This is a genomic window from Mangrovibacterium sp. (assembly GCF_041596335.1).
In the GTDB taxonomy this organism is placed as follows: domain Bacteria; phylum Bacteroidota; class Bacteroidia; order Bacteroidales; family Prolixibacteraceae; genus Mangrovibacterium.
Genome location: NZ_JBFHIT010000082.1, coordinates 1 through 14,559 on the forward strand (window position 1 = coordinate 1; position 14,559 = coordinate 14,559).

At 43.6% G+C, this 14,559-nt stretch carries 17 protein-coding genes; 4 read left to right on the plus strand and 13 right to left on the minus strand.

The window, feature by feature from the left end; all coding sequences use genetic code 11:
* The 13 genes from ABZD21_RS18645 to ABZD21_RS18705 form a co-directional block, all read right to left on the minus strand.
* On the minus strand, positions 1 to 95 hold a 95-nt coding region (locus ABZD21_RS18645), incomplete at its 3' end, for a thioredoxin family protein (protein WP_372776659.1).
* 66 nt (positions 96 to 161) lie between these two features.
* Positions 162 to 569 carry a TlpA family protein disulfide reductase gene (locus ABZD21_RS18650; protein WP_372776643.1) on the minus strand — a complete coding sequence of 136 codons (408 nt, stop codon included), beginning with the start codon at positions 567 to 569 and terminating at the stop codon, positions 162 to 164.
* 217 nt (positions 570 to 786) lie between these two features.
* The gene (locus tag ABZD21_RS18655) at positions 787 to 1,014 is read right to left on the minus strand and encodes a hypothetical protein (protein WP_372776644.1); all 228 of its coding nucleotides are present in this window, start codon (positions 1,012 to 1,014) and stop codon (positions 787 to 789) included.
* Between the two features lie 131 nt (positions 1,015 to 1,145).
* Positions 1,146 to 1,574: a hypothetical protein gene (locus ABZD21_RS18660; protein WP_372776645.1), complete on the minus strand. Its 429-nt coding sequence runs from the start codon at positions 1,572 to 1,574 to the stop codon at positions 1,146 to 1,148.
* Between the two features lie 2 nt (positions 1,575 to 1,576).
* Positions 1,577 to 2,131: a YceI family protein gene (locus ABZD21_RS18665; RefSeq protein WP_372776646.1), complete on the minus strand. Its 555-nt coding sequence runs from the start codon at positions 2,129 to 2,131 to the stop codon at positions 1,577 to 1,579.
* Between the two features lie 18 nt (positions 2,132 to 2,149).
* Positions 2,150 to 3,040 carry a DUF5777 family beta-barrel protein gene (locus tag ABZD21_RS18670; RefSeq protein WP_372776647.1) on the minus strand — a complete coding sequence of 297 codons (891 nt, stop codon included), beginning with the start codon at positions 3,038 to 3,040 and terminating at the stop codon, positions 2,150 to 2,152.
* A gap of 102 nt (positions 3,041 to 3,142) precedes the next feature.
* Entirely contained in the window at positions 3,143 to 3,520 is a 378-nt protein-coding gene (locus tag ABZD21_RS18675) for a hypothetical protein (protein ID WP_372776648.1), read from the minus strand.
* Positions 3,521 to 3,620: 100 nt separating this feature from the next.
* On the minus strand, positions 3,621 to 4,148 hold the full coding sequence (locus tag ABZD21_RS18680) for a DUF4833 domain-containing protein (protein ID WP_372776649.1): 528 nt from the start codon (positions 4,146 to 4,148) through the stop codon (positions 3,621 to 3,623).
* Between the two features lie 11 nt (positions 4,149 to 4,159).
* Positions 4,160 to 5,227 (minus strand): DUF3179 domain-containing protein, encoded by a 1,068-nt coding sequence (locus ABZD21_RS18685; protein WP_372776650.1) that lies wholly within the window; start codon positions 5,225 to 5,227, stop codon positions 4,160 to 4,162.
* An 11-nt stretch (positions 5,228 to 5,238) separates the two neighbouring features.
* On the minus strand, positions 5,239 to 6,270 hold the full coding sequence (locus ABZD21_RS18690; RefSeq protein WP_372776651.1) for a transporter: 1,032 nt from the start codon (positions 6,268 to 6,270) through the stop codon (positions 5,239 to 5,241).
* 3 nt (positions 6,271 to 6,273) lie between these two features.
* Positions 6,274 to 6,726, minus strand: a complete 453-nt coding sequence (locus ABZD21_RS18695; protein WP_372776652.1) for a thioredoxin family protein — start codon at positions 6,724 to 6,726, stop codon at positions 6,274 to 6,276.
* A 231-nt stretch (positions 6,727 to 6,957) separates the two neighbouring features.
* Positions 6,958 to 8,376, minus strand: a complete 1,419-nt coding sequence (locus tag ABZD21_RS18700) for an agmatine deiminase family protein (RefSeq protein WP_372776653.1) — start codon at positions 8,374 to 8,376, stop codon at positions 6,958 to 6,960.
* A 12-nt stretch (positions 8,377 to 8,388) separates the two neighbouring features.
* Positions 8,389 to 10,602: an HU family DNA-binding protein gene (locus tag ABZD21_RS18705; protein WP_372776654.1), complete on the minus strand. Its 2,214-nt coding sequence runs from the start codon at positions 10,600 to 10,602 to the stop codon at positions 8,389 to 8,391.
* A gap of 789 nt (positions 10,603 to 11,391) precedes the next feature.
* Between ABZD21_RS18705 and ABZD21_RS18710 the strand changes: the two genes are divergently transcribed.
* From ABZD21_RS18710 to ABZD21_RS18725, 4 genes are all read left to right on the plus strand, one after another.
* Positions 11,392 to 11,586, plus strand: a complete 195-nt coding sequence (locus ABZD21_RS18710) for a DUF2061 domain-containing protein (protein ID WP_372776655.1) — start codon at positions 11,392 to 11,394, stop codon at positions 11,584 to 11,586.
* Between the two features lie 51 nt (positions 11,587 to 11,637).
* Positions 11,638 to 12,588 carry a sensor histidine kinase gene (locus ABZD21_RS18715; protein ID WP_372776656.1) on the plus strand — a complete coding sequence of 317 codons (951 nt, stop codon included), beginning with the start codon at positions 11,638 to 11,640 and terminating at the stop codon, positions 12,586 to 12,588.
* On the plus strand, positions 12,585 to 13,229 hold the full coding sequence (locus ABZD21_RS18720; protein WP_372776657.1) for a response regulator: 645 nt from the start codon (positions 12,585 to 12,587) through the stop codon (positions 13,227 to 13,229). Before ABZD21_RS18715 ends, ABZD21_RS18720 begins: the two co-directional genes overlap by 4 nt.
* Before the next feature lie 113 nt (positions 13,230 to 13,342).
* Positions 13,343 to 14,559, plus strand: a 1,217-nt coding sequence (locus ABZD21_RS18725) for an alginate export family protein (RefSeq protein WP_372776658.1), incomplete at its 3' end; no start/stop codon positions are given.

Below are 14,559 nucleotides of genomic sequence, written 5' to 3' on the forward strand. Positions count from 1 at the left end.
CAAGGTCCGCACCACTGTGCCCAAAAATCTACCATTACAGGTTTTCCTGATTGCAACACTTCCTCGAAGTTGCTTACTGTTATTTCTTTTGCCATAACTATCTTTTATAAAAAAGGCGGAACTACTGATTCCGCCCTTGGTTAAACTCCTTTTAACAAATCTCAGTTTGCTTTTTCTTCGGCGGTTTTCATTGCTTCGGCCAGTTCTTCATTGGGTTTGGCAACGCTAACCTGGTTGATTAACTCTTTGCTTTCCGCATCAAAAAAATAAACCACGCCGGTTCCTTTGTGTTCGGCCATCACTTTGGCGAGCCCAACTTCTTCCAATGCTTCTGCTGATTTCTTTTTGCTTTCGTCATCAGTCAGGTCATTGGCGATAAAATGAATGGCCATATCTTCGTTATTGGCCTTAAAGGTTTCCATGGCGCGCATCCCATTTTTCTGACAGGTCGGACACCATTCGGCTTTGTTGACCACGGCGATAACTTTTGATCCTGTTCCGGCAAAAGCAGAAACGCTGACCAGTGCGATAAGAATAAAACTTGCGAAAATTGATTTTACTGTTTTCATGATATTACAATTTTTAGTGATTCAGGAGAACAGTCGGGCAGCTTCCTTATTCCTGACAGGAGTTGGTAAGAAAAAATAATTCCCCGCATGGTTTCTCCTGGAGTACTTCAACATTTGGAAAAAGGAATAAGGACTTTTTGTTGCGAGAAACGTTGCTCGTATACAACGAGGAGCGTTCCTCGCTCTGTATTGCTCAGGTGATTATTAGAAGAAGTGTTTAGTACAGGAACGTCAAGCCTTTTCCTGGCTTTTTCTTGAGAACTTGTTTCTGTGTCATCATGCTGATTTCCTGGTTGAAGTACTTCAACGATTCATCGAACATGAATTTCCGGAAGACATCCGGGTTTTGCTGTTGTCTTGTTTGCTCAAGTGCTTCGAAGTAGTGCGCTTTATCTTCTGACAAAACCGGAGTGATCGGGTGTTTATGATAGTGTTGAAAGTTCAACGTACTTATCTTTTATTTCCTGCAAGCGTTTCATGTACCAAAAATAAATATAAAATTAGCTTAAAGGAATAATACGAAGGACTTTTGTTTCAACGAATTAAATTTGAGCGGGCAAAGTGGGAGCGAATGAATTATTGAATAATAATAGCCCGGCTGATCACCACGTCGTTTAGCATGCCATCGCATTTTCCCCGGATGGTGATGGTTTCTCCGGCTGCTGTCTGGTTTGTTAGTTGTTGATTGGCTGCGACAAAACTGCTGTCGAGGTAGACGCTGACACCAAAAAGCTCGTCTTCCAGGATGATTGCGGTGCCTTGTTCGCCTGTTTGTACAGCAACAACCTCTCCGCTCACTTCAACAACTTTACCCGAATACTTGGCATTGGCGGCTGTTTCATCTTCCGTATAATCGTTGAAAAGTTGCGTTGAACTGAGTTTAAATTCCGGCTTCGTGTTCTCCAGGTTTTCGTGTGGTTTCAAAAATACGTACCAGTACGCTCCTGCTCCCGCAACAATCGCCAGCACGATCAGTATCAAACTAATTTTATAAGCAGGTTTCATGATTATCTGTTGTAAGGTTCGTAATTCACATTCACTGTTACCTTCACTTCTTTGGCGATCTTGTCGCGGACCAGGGCCGGAATTTTAATATCAAAATCTTCGGCTGATACAACAAAGTCGCAGGTTCCGGCAATTTTGCCGTTTTGGGGATGCAGGACTGCCTTTGTACTGATTTTCTTGGTCACGCCGTGTAAGGTGAGTTCTCCTTCAACGTTGGCTTCGTGTGCTTCTTCTTTGGACAGGTCAATGGCTGACCAGTTCTGGATTTGGCCTTTGAACACGGCTTTTGGGTATTTCGATGATTCAATAAAATTCTCGTTGAAATGTTCCTCCATGAGGGCATTTTTAAACTTAAATGATTTCATCAGAGCTGCAAAGTTCAGCTCCCCGTTGGTGGTTTTCAAAAATGAGGTAACTTGATTGTTTTCAGCATGGATTGTTTCCAGCGGGGTCGACGAATCGAAAATAACCGTTCCTGTTTTGGTAAAATATATTTCTTGTCCGAATAATCCAGTTGCAAATAGGGTCAAAAAAATAGAAAATACTAGCGTCTTCATATTTCATGAGTTTTAAAATTAATAGCTGCGGTTCTTTTTGTCAAAAGAGAACACCCTGGAAACGTTGAAGCCAAAATGGATTCCGCCATCATCCCAGTTGTGGTTGTCTTGCCCCCAAATAAAACCGCCTTCGCGCATGGCCAGCGAGTTGGTGAGCATCAACTGAAAAACGTGCCCTCCGGTTTCAATATCAACGCCAAACGAAAGTGAGTTTGGATAATCGACAGAAGCATCATCGGAACGGAACGCGTAAAAATATTCGGCATTGATGGCCACCCGGTTAGAGATTTTGTAGCGTCCGCTGGCTCCCAAAGCATATAAATCATTGTCGTCCCGGGTTGTTGGAGTCAGATTTTTGTGGACAAGGGTTGGCGATAATTGCAGACTCAACTGATCGTTGAACTTCCGCGCGATCAGTAACTGGTGCACGTAAGTCAGCCTGGATGAGAACAGATTATCCCGCTCCAGATTTGTCCATTTGGTTGTGAAGATTTCGGTCGATCCCATGTACGACAAAAAGATGGGGACACTGTTCGATCCGGCTGTTTGGCGTAAGAGTTTTAACTTGACAAAGCCGTCATAAGTCTTCAGCAGGTTGCTGCGGCCCACGCCAACCATTAACCAATCCTTCAAGCCGTATTCGAGGCTGAGGTGGATGGTGGCCTGATCGAGACCAAAGAATTCGTAAGCGCCGCCATTCAGTTCTCCAAACCGGTGCGAAATACGGAAATCAAGGTGTTTGGCTTTCATTTGCTCCACCGAGTGACCATTAATGACGCGGGTGGCCTTGAATGCGGCACTTTCGTAGATTTTTCCTACTGATGTTTCTGCGTCCAGTAACTCATCCAGGTCTTGCCCCGTCGAAGCAAAAGGAACCAGGAAAATCATGTAAAGGATTATTTTCTTCATGTGGTTTTTATTTAAGTAGTGCGAATCATTCATTGTCATGTTTCGAGTCTTTAACAATTTGTGATAGAAGCGAAACCGAAAATATCAAATAGGTCCGTGACCTTAGTTGTTTGCAGCTCCTTCGTTAATCCAGGCTTTTATTTTTTCGATGGAACAGTCATCCAGTTTGGCACCAACCTGGGGCATGGGCGTGAAACCCGGTGAATGACTAATTGCGCCGACCAACTTCCCGTTGTTGATCTGAATCATCAGTTCGCTGTATGTTTCCAGGTTGATCCCCGATCCAAAGGTGTTGGCATTGCTGACCGAATGGCAGCTGTAACAACTGGCTGTGAGAATGGGCTTGACGGTTTGAGCGTAGGTTACGTTGCTGGTGTCGCATTCAGCATTTCCATACAATTCTTCTTCATTATTGTATTCGCAACTGACTAGAAAAAATGAGAAAACCAGCAGGCTTAGCCATGAGGTAAATCGCTTCATTGTTTAAATTTTTAGGTGACTAAAAAGCATCTCTTCCGAATGAGATTTGTGTTACAGTCGGATGAAGACCAAAAACCTGACAAATTTTTTGCGATTTATTTTAGGGATGGATCAATTCAGCATAGTGTTTATTGGTTTCTGCACTGAATACATGCAGCTCCACCCGTGAGATTTTCGGTAGCAGGAAGCTGCCTCCGTCAAATTGAATAAAGATCCGTTCAACTTCCGCATTTTGTCCATTCACCCGGGTGAACACATGGTAGCGTCCATCAGCGGTTTTTTGGAGCGTCATTACTTTTGAAAAGGCGGCAAAGCGGAAGTGGGCCTGATCATTCGTAATGTCCAGAAAATTCAGCCCGTAGGAAAGTTTTCGCTGAATTCTTGTCAGAGGTTCGACCGCTCCGTTTTTGGTGTGCCTGATCCAGTAAATGTCGATGGGGTTTTTCTGATCCAAATGGCCATCTTCCGTGACCCGCACTTCGTAGTAAATTTCATCGGCATCGCGGCTTCGTTCAATTTTGAATAAGACCTCCTTTTTGCTGGTTTTGTTCCTGCCTGCCACATCAATCGTCTGTACAATGAGTATCAAAATCAGGATGGTCACCGGTTTTCTTCGAAAATAGTTCATGGTTCAAGCGATTATTCGATGGAGATATCCGGATAAAAAGTGGCAAAAGAAAACCAATAGCCCATCATTTGAGGCACGGGTGTTAGTGTTTGTCCGGTTCGCGGACCGCTGACTGCACGACCGAACACATCCCATGTGTTGCCTTCATTGTCTTGCAAAATGCCGTTTCCACTCGCTTGCAACGCTTGAAATTCGAGTACTGTACCATCCGGAAGTTTTCGATCGAAGGCGACCATCAGATTGTTGCTTTTACTGCCGGCCACCACCAGTTGGGTGCCTTCAAATGTGTCGTTGATGACTTCCAGTTGGTCGGGAAAATTTTCAAACCGATAGGCTTTGGCCTTCTCGCCAATCACGACTCCCAGCACCCGTTCTTTGGGATCAAGGCGCCCATCGGTACGGCTTACCGGAAAGAGCAGGTTATTGGATGTTTTGTAGTTTCCGTAGGGATAGTTGCCATAGTTCCGGTTGTGCCCGGTATTTGTTGAAACCACTTTGGTTGAAGGGTACAGTTGTTTCCAGGTTTTCCAGCTTGTTTCAACCAGGTTGTAAGTATTTGCTGAAGTCCCAATCAGCTCACCGTTCACCGATTTTAGCAAAAGTTGCGACCAATTGCTATTGGTTGAACGGTCGTAAGGGATGATGTTGGAATTGTACAGCAGACCGGAAACTCCAAAGGTGGTTTTTGTTCCGGCAACGTTCCGGTCCCAGCCAATACCCGTTCCGGTGAGCGGACAATAGATGACCGCAATGGAATGGTTGGCTGTTTCGTCGTTAATAATTTCGTGCCAATCGAGAATGTCGTGGGGATAGGCACGCACATCGCTGCCATCGGCAAAACCCAATACCAGGTCGTTGTCGGTTAAAAAAGTGGCTTCTTGTGCCGTAATGAATTGGGGAGCCGAAAGCGCCGGAATACCGTCTCGTCCCGGCCCGCCATCGCGCACTTCATTTTTAGGAATCAACCACTCGCCCGAATCTGCTGATCCCGGAGGATTGTTCCCTGCACTCATTTCATCTTCGCCGCAAGCTGTTGCCAAAAAGGCAACGGTCAATAAATAAATCACTATTGTTTTCATCTGTTTCTTTTTTAATTGGTAAACATTGACTTTTTCTTCAGCGGCAGGTTGAAAAGTACTGCTGCTGTTAACTTATAAGAGGTGGTAAGTTGTGTGCCGTCCAGTTTTCGGTAAAGCGGAATATCGCCGGAAAGCCTGAGCGACAAATCGGGGGACAAACGGATGTTGACTCCCGGAATGGCATAAACCCACTGCCCGCCCGAAGAGGGGAAAACCCCGCCATCAATCAAATCTTCCGTTTGTTTCCGGTAGCGGAAAAAGGTGAAGACATCGACCGGGCGTTTGATAAACAGGCTGTAATTCAAGCCCAGGTTGAATTGAAATTCATTGCCAAACTGATAAGTTTGGGTGTCGTTGTAGTTTCTGTTTTTCCCCGAATACCGAAAAGTTGTAACCGCTACCAGCCCGAGATTGGGATTTTTCAAAAAACGATTTTTCTGAAACGAGCTCCAGAAAATGCCATCCAGCGAGCCGGATCCGGGTTGCATATCGGCAGCCATGACCAAGCCCTGGTTGTTTGTAAAATCAGTTCTTGCTGTTGGTATTTTTGGACCGGCACCAACCACCCAGTCAATATCGGACAGTTTTTCCGGATTGATCAGACGGTACTTGGCCAGTAAAACCACATCGCCCAGTCCTTGCGCTGCCGTAAAGTCTTCGGTTCCGCCAAAAGCCTGGATGTTTCTTTCCTGCCGGATAAATGGCAACACACCCGTGAGCGAAAAGCGGTCGGTTAGCCCGTAATTCACTTCAATAATGGATGAGTGGGTAATCCGGCTGCGGGTTTGGTCGTTGAGTTGTTCCGAGATGTCGACCAAATCATTCAACGCATTGTAATCATAGGTGACCAAAATCTGCAGGGCCTGGTTTTCGGCCGCGCCCAATCCTAAACTACCTCCAAGTGGAACTCCTCCTGAACAACAGGTTTGCGCTTGCAATAAAACAGGGGCAGCCATCATCCAAAAAAATGCCAAAACCAACACTGCTGTTCGAACCCTTCGGCTTTGAGATCCCTCAATAGTTGCTGCCCCTTGTGTTTTCATGGCTTATTTATTCAGTATTTGTTCCCCTATTTCGATCAACTGTTTTGGGTTCCGGTAACCGGCAGTTTGAGCGATCATCTGGCCTTTGCTGTCCAGAAAAATCAGGCTTGGATAACCTTTGATCCGGTACTTTTGGGCCAGCTCAATGCCTTCGCCTTTTTCACCATCCACTGCCACGTTGATGAAGTTGGTGTTGTAGAATTCGCCCACTTCGGCATTGGGAAAAGTTTTTGCTTTTAGCAGTTTGCAGGGGCCACACCAACTGGCCGAAATATCCAGAAAGATGGGTTTGTCTTCTTCTTTTGCCCGTTGCAAGGCTTCATCCCAACTTCCCTGGTGGAAAGCGATTCCGGTTTCATTTTGGACTTCGGAGTCATTTTGAAATGGATTGGCCTGGATGAGGATCGTTACCAATAATCCCAACAATAAAATTGCTACTGTATTCATCTTCTTCATGCTTTCATCTTTTTGTGATTCATGAAAACAGTCGGGCAAGCAGGCAATTCCTGACATCCTACAACTGGGAATTTTTGGTATTGCAGTTGGAAAAAAGAGTATTCACACGAAAGATTACAACATTCACCGATGGGCGATAAAGAGCTGAAAAACTGGTTTTGGTGTCCCGCAGGCTCCTTGAAAACTTAGTTCCGTATAAGCCAATATATTGTAACTGGACAAAAGTAAAACTTACTCTTTGATTGCGAACGAATAAAAATGTGCTGGAGCAACCACCGGTTTGTGTACCACCTTGCCCATATTATTTTCCACTTGCAGATAGTATTCAATGGTTGTTCCATTTTCGCAGGAAGGAATAATCGCTTGAAAATGATTGCTGGGCATTGATTTCATCACTTTGGTTGCGAAGGGCTCGTCTTTATTGGTTCTCCAGTGTAAAACAGCTTGACGAATCCCAACAACTGACTTTGCCATGACGCTTACAGGATAGCCATTGGGGGCATGGCTTATATCTCCCTCGTACCATTGATGTTTCAAATAGATTGGGGTTTCAGCATAAATCTCATGGGTTAAGCAGTGAATTGCCCCCGAAAGGTGAGCGTATTGCCTGCAATCGACTCCAACAATGTTGTAGCCGGGCAACGCTTTCTTGTAAGCGGCGATTGCCAGTTTATCAAACGGTTCGATCCGGTATTGCGGAACCAACACCGTTTTATTCAGAATAAGCGAATTGATATAAGTTGCCTTCGAAGTGTGTAAAACAATACCGGTCTTTTCATCATAAGTTGTTGGCGCATTTTGTATGGGGACAAATCTGATTGCTTGTCCGTTGAAAGTATGCAGCTGTTGCGAAACGGTAATGACAGCCTGGTCGATATAGTATTGGTCGTCGTAAAACTCATCGATCAATACATCGTAGTTATTATTTGGAATGTAAGCGATCAGGGCTGTGGCTTCATCGATCAGTTTCATGAAATAATCAACATGGACAAAGGAACTTGGCAGATTCAGGGTCTGTCTGATATCAAAATGCCTGTGAAAATAAGAGAAATCAGTTTGTAATCCTGTCGGAATTTCTTTTGCGGTATAGCTGGCTGCAATATTAAAAGTACCATGGCCATCGGTCATGAAGTTTCCCCCATCACTGTAATAGGGTTCACTAAACGGTGCATCTATGGTAACAGCAGGAATACCCAAGTGATCTGCGATAAACTTACCGGAGTGGTCGTCCTCAAAATTCAGCAAAAAACGCTGCTCAACATCATTCTGGTAAACCAAATACATTCCATGATCCCTGGCCCATGGGAAGGAGGCTGAAAGTGTATCTGTTGGAACGATATGAATCAACAGTGAAGAGATGTTCCGGTTGCTGAAAACCGTATCAAGACAGACTGGCACTGGATTTCTGCTCCAATTTGTATCTGGATTTAAGATATAAAAGTCAATGCCTTCTTTAATGCAGGCTTGTGCTGTTTTTACAAACGGATCAAAAGCTTCGTCCCAACTCACTCCGGGATTCTTAAAATAGCGGAATTCCATTACCACAGCACTCACTTCTTCCCATTCAGCCGGGTGTCTCGGATTTTGCACTTGCCCGGATAGCACAGGGTAGAAAAGTAAAAAAAAGGCAAAGCCTGCAATCAACTTCATAGAATCTGCTGCTTATTTTACGACAAAAATTACCCGGTAAGGTTTTCGTTTTTGACCATTGAGCGCAGGTGTAATTTCAATCTCGTATGTTCCTGTCAGGCTGAAGTCGTGAACGATTGAACTACCATTGAACGAATTTGTCGTGTTTTCGTCCTTGTTGGTTATTATCCAGGAATAAGTAACCGATTTGTCATTGTTTTGAGCCGACAGCAATGGAGCGATCAACTGAAGCGGGCCTTTGTCAATTTGAACAGACTGCTGATTTTTGATGCGAAGGTATTTGGTGTCGATGTTCGTTTGCGGTGGCACTTTGAAATTTTCGTCGGTGATTATTTCAATGGGCTGGTCGCTAAAGTTAGAATTCGCTCTCAACGCATCATCATGTCTTTTATCTGCTCTTGCGCTTACGCGGGCGTCCTTAATTCTTGCATCGTTCGTACGCGCTGTTTTAATCCTTGCATCATTGGTCCGTGCAGATTTTATTCTTTCATCGTTGGATCGCAATGTTTTTATTCGTGCATCGTTACTGCGTGCCGTTTTAATTCGTTCATCGTGGTGTCTGGCTCTGATGCCATGTCGATAATCGTGGATACGTAAAGCCCTGATTCCCATTCGATCGTGCCTTTTATCCAGCAACTCTTTATTTTCTGAAGTTATGACTGTGTTCGTATTTCTCAGCAAGGTTTGATCGATTTTTACAACCAGCATCGCCGAATTTTCATTATAACCATGCACGTCGCTGAATTTTTTGGAAACTGTGAAAAAACTGGGTTCAGAAGAGATTCCGGTGGTCGTTTCTATTACCTTCCAAGTGTACAAGCCATCATCTGTCATAGTTTCTTCATCTCCCTGATTAGGATTGCCGGTTCTTTTTACAACATCCGCCAATGTTTTTCCCGCTTTAAATTTGGCGACTTTTTTATTGGCACTATTTATTTCTTTACCATTTGGCTGGTTTTTATCAGCATTTTCAGCAATTTGGCCAATAAATATTTGTTGCGCCTGGCCATTGTCTCCAATTTTTGTTAATTCAATAATATAGTTGGCATTAGGAATCTCTTTTCCAATATACTCCCACACAAAATATTCTATATCGTCGATTTTTTTAAAATAACTTGAGGATTTTTTTTTGTTTTCAGGAGGATACAAGCTTTTAAGGTCTCCAGTGGCTAATCTTTTTGTTGTTTCTTCAGTATTTGGATTGTTTGCAGCAACTCGTGAGGGAGATGGTTTTGCAATAACCATTCCTCGTCTTATATCCGATTTTTCAATTCCTCTTGCTACATCAGCATATCCGTCGCTGTCCAAGTCTTTGTCATCAGCCTTAACACTCAGTACAGTATAGGTGAGTCCGTTGCCGCTAAGGTCTTTATCAATCTCAAAACGCAACCCTTTGTTAAGCGCCACCGGAACAATTAATTTTGAGTTTGATTCAGGAGAAACCAAATTATTCTCTTTCAATGTTTTATCTAGGTTACTTAAAAATGAATTTAAGGCATTTCCGGCATCAGCTTTGGTTAATTTTGCCTCATCAGCCACGAGATTGACCAATTCATCGGCCAGTTTTTTCAAATCGGCCACTCTTTCATCACTTGCTTCGGAAGTGTTTTTATTCTCTTCAAAATGAATTAATTGTATGCTTTCTTCATTATTGAGCAATGTTGATAAGCTCTTATATAAGGCATTTAAAGCATTACCGGCATCAACCTTGGTTAGCTTTGCCTCATTGGCAATTACGTCAACCAATTCATCTTTTGTCATTAAAAATGGTTTATCTATGTCTCTAGGTGGCATTTCTGTATTGTCACTTAAGGTCGTGCTCCAAGTGACGTCATCAAATGCTTGTTGTGATTCGGGTATATTTCCGGCTTCAACTGTTCTTCCGCCTTCTCTAATGGGAAGTTTTCGTTGTAGTTCATCATCTTGCGAATAATTATCGCTCAGAGGAGCATTAAATTGCGATTTATGCTTTGTATCCCAACCTCTTACGGAGACTTTCTTCGTCTGGCTTTGTGCTGTGCTAAAATGCCACGTCAGCCCCACACCTACGTTCATCATACGGGGTTTGACGGTTCGAATGTTTTCAAACGGAATTCCTTCTTCAGGATACTGAACATCAAAAGCGGTAATCATCTTATCACCATCAATATCATTGGGGATGATTCCTGCATCGGCGACTTGCAAGCCATCGCCAATTGCAAATGCATAATCGGTTTTTGCAAACAAGCTGATCTGCTTGGAAATGGCATACGAAAGCTGAAGTCCCACAGAAGAGTAAGCGAGCGAAGTTTTTTCATCGCTGCCCAAATCTGTCTGCATTAATTCAACGGGAACATCGACATCATCTCCATTGTAGCTCCCTGTAAAAGTTGATGCTGAAAAATCGACTAAGCCAATTCGCGTACTGGCTTTGGTAGAAAATTTCCCGAAGGGCAACGTGTATTCTGGTCCAATACCATAATAAGTGCCATCAAGTTCGCCTCCTCTTGTGTGTAATGGAAAATCCAGGTTCAATAAATCACTCTGAAAACTCACGTCTGATATTTCATGTTTTAAAGTTCCCAGGCTCAGCCCCATTCCAAACGCGCCAAACTGATATCCCGCATCAATGTTGAATTGTATCTTTCCGGCAATTTCTTCCGTGGCGCCGAATAGGACTTGACCATCAGCATTGGTTTTCACTTGGGAATATGACTTGTAATTGCCTGTTGGAGTGGATGTTCCCGCTGAAAAGTCGGCGTAAAAACCTCGTCTGATATCTGATTTCTCAATTCCACGTTGAATTTGCGCCTCTGCATGAATAAACGCCAGTACAAAAAATAGAAGTAATGCTTTTTTCATCCGCTCAATTTTTTAGTTTAGTATTTCTTGGTAAATGTAGTATAAAATATAAAAAGATACTCACCTCCACTTATTTTCATTTAAGTGGTTCCTGTGATATGCCTGGCTCTTTAGTCTGTTATACTTTTCTTATTTCCTATATTTGTCAGACACATTAAGTAAACCTGAGAAATCATGGAATCAAGAAAACGAAGCGTTTTAAAAGCAATTTCATACCGGGTCATTTGTATTATCTCGATGATGGTCATCACACTGTTAATCACAAAGAACGTAAGTCAATCACTATACATAACAGTCGTGTTCCAGTCAATACAAACGTTACTTTATTACCTGCACGAACGCTTGTGGGCCCGCGTTTCCACGATGTAGTTTTTTAAATCCTAAATTTGCACTTTGGCCTGATCACTTAATTTTTTAGACATGTTGAAAATTGCGCTGTATCTTTCCATGCTCTTTCAGTTAGGAGCGACCGTTTATGCCATCAGCTTAATTCGCCGGACGCGGTACAACGTCTCATGGATATTAATCTCATCGGGCTTTGTGTTGATGGCAATCCGGCGCTTGTTCGACTTTTCGAGCCTTTTTTGGGAATCGAAACTATTTCAACAAGAAGAAATCAACAGTTGGATCGGGGTCCTCATTTCTGTATTGATATTAATCGGGGTTATTTTCATCAAAAAAATATTCAATCTTCAGGATCATATTGAACAGCTACGTCTTGACAATGAGAAAAAAACACTTGCAGCAGTGATTGAAGCAGAGGACAAAGCCCGTCAGTCCTTTGCCCGGGAACTACACGATGGCCTGGGGCCTGTTTTGTCATCCATCAAAATGTCTTTGAGCGCGATTGAACTAGATGGCATGGAACGACCGAACAGACGAATTATTGAACGTTCGTGCCTGGCAACCGATGAAGCGATTACTTCTCTGAAAGAAATATCCAACCTTTTAAGTCCGCATATCCTTGAAAACTACGGTTTAATTAAGGCAATTAAGGCAACTACCGATCCACTTTTGGACGGAACGCAGATTCAGTTTGAGATCAATTCGAATATCAATGAACGTCGGTTTCACCGAAACCTGGAGATCAATGTTTACCGAATTGTCTGTGAGTTGATCCACAACAGCGTCACGCACGCTGACCCCGGCTACATCCGGGTCGATATCATGGAAGAACAGCAGCTTATTTTATTGACCTACAAAGATGACGGTTCCGGATTTGATCTGGATAATCGCCTGCAAGACAAGGTGATTCCGGGGATGGGGCTGGAAAATATTTTCTCAAGAATTAAACTACTGAAAGGCCAATATCAAATTAATACCTCGCCCGAAAGTGGTTTCATCATCACTTTAAAAATTCCGGTTGAATGAAAAAACTCAAGCTTTTTTTGGTCGATGACCATGATTTGTTTCGTGAAGGGTTAAAATTTTTATTATCCGAGTGGGACTTGATTGAGGAAATTTATGAGGCTGAGAATGGCCAGCTATTTATTGAAAGTCTTCGTCAGCATCCGGTGGATCTTGTTCTGCTCGATATTGAAATGCCGTTAATGAACGGAATAGAAGCAGCCAAGCTGGCCAGGGAAGTTGATCCGGATTTGAAAATTATTGCGCTTTCCATGTATTCGGACGAAAATTACTATACCAGTATGATTGAGTCAGGCGCTGATGGTTTTCTGCTGAAGAATTCAAAATTCGCCACCGTAAAGAGAGCCATTGAAGAGGTTGCGGGCGGCAAGAATTATTTCTCTCAGGAAATTATTCAACTGTTGGTCAGGCACCTCAATAAGCAGGAGAGAGCAAAAGACAATCTGGTGATCACCGACAGGGAAATGGAGATTCTGGGTTTGATATGCCGTGGGCTTTCCAATACTGAAATAGCCAAAGCGCTTCAAATTAGCAAACGAACCGTTGAAAAGCATCGGCAGAATTTATTGGATAAAACCCAATCGAGAAATACGGTGGCCTTGGTTCTTTATGCGATAAAATCCGGGTACTTTAATGTTCGGTAGTTCTTTTGCTCATTCGGCTACGCAAAATTACGTAAGCCGAGTTTAGGCTTTAAGGCTGTTCCGGTAGTTCTTGCAAGCTGGTAGTTTTGTCATGGAACAATCAACAAATTACCATGATACGAAAACGTACCCTGAAAGAAAACACCAAGCTACTCGGTAAAAAACAAAAGCATGCGATACGAACAGCTTGTTTCCTGCTCATTGGCATGACGTTTTCAGCACCTCTTTTTGCTCAATTTCAAATTGATGCACAGTTTCGAAATCGTTTTGAACTGCGCGATGGCTACCGTAAGCTGGCAGCCTATGGAGCTACGCCCGCCGTTTTTATTTCGCAACGGACACGCCTGTCGTTCAGTTACGAAACGGAAGGGCTGAAAGTGAAGTTTACGCCACAAGATGTCAGGGTGTGGGGCGACGAACAACTGGCCAGCTCCACCGGCGTATTGGGCGACAACGCGTCGCTTGACCTTTTCGAAGCTTTTGTTGAGATTAAGACAGGTGCCACAGGTTGGCTTTCGGTGGGCCGCCAGCAACTGGTTTATGACAACCAACGAATTTTAGGAGCCCGTAATTGGAACCAGAACGGAATAGCCTACGATGCCATCGTTTATAAATGGCAGGCTGAAAATCGTGCCTTCCACCTGGGAACTTGCTGGAACTCCACGGGCGAAAATACGTCTGACAACTATTACGACCCCACGCGTATCAAGTCACTAAGTTATATCTGGGCCAAAAGCAGCCTGTCCGAAAATTGGGATTTGTCCCTTTCTCATGTGGCTTCGGGTGTAACTAAATCTGAAACCGACAACACGCTTTACTTTCGTCAAACGACCGGAGTATATTCAACTTATAAAAAGGGTGATTTAAGCTTCTCAGGAAATATCTATTACCAGTTCGGGAAAAACCGATCAGGGAACAACGTAAGTGCCGTTTTGGTTGATGTCGAATCTAAATACAAACTGGGAAAATTATCGCCGGGGATTGGACTCAGTTACCTTTCGGGAAACAGCAAAGCCGGTAGCAGTCAGCAAACCGATCATCTGTTTGATGTCCTCTATGGTGCACGCCATCGCTTTTTTGGGGGAATGGACTATTTCCGAAGTTTTGATTCGCACACCAAGGAAGGTGGCTTGGTTGATTATTATTTCTTCCTCGATTACAAATTCACGAAGAACACCAGCCTGCGAAATGCCGGTCATTACTTTCAATTGGCACAGACCAACCCGGCCACTCCGGATGACAGAAACCTGGGGTATGAAAACGACCTGGTGCTGAAATACCAATTTGCCGGCTGGGGAGCACTGGAAAGTGGCTATTTATTCTATCTGCC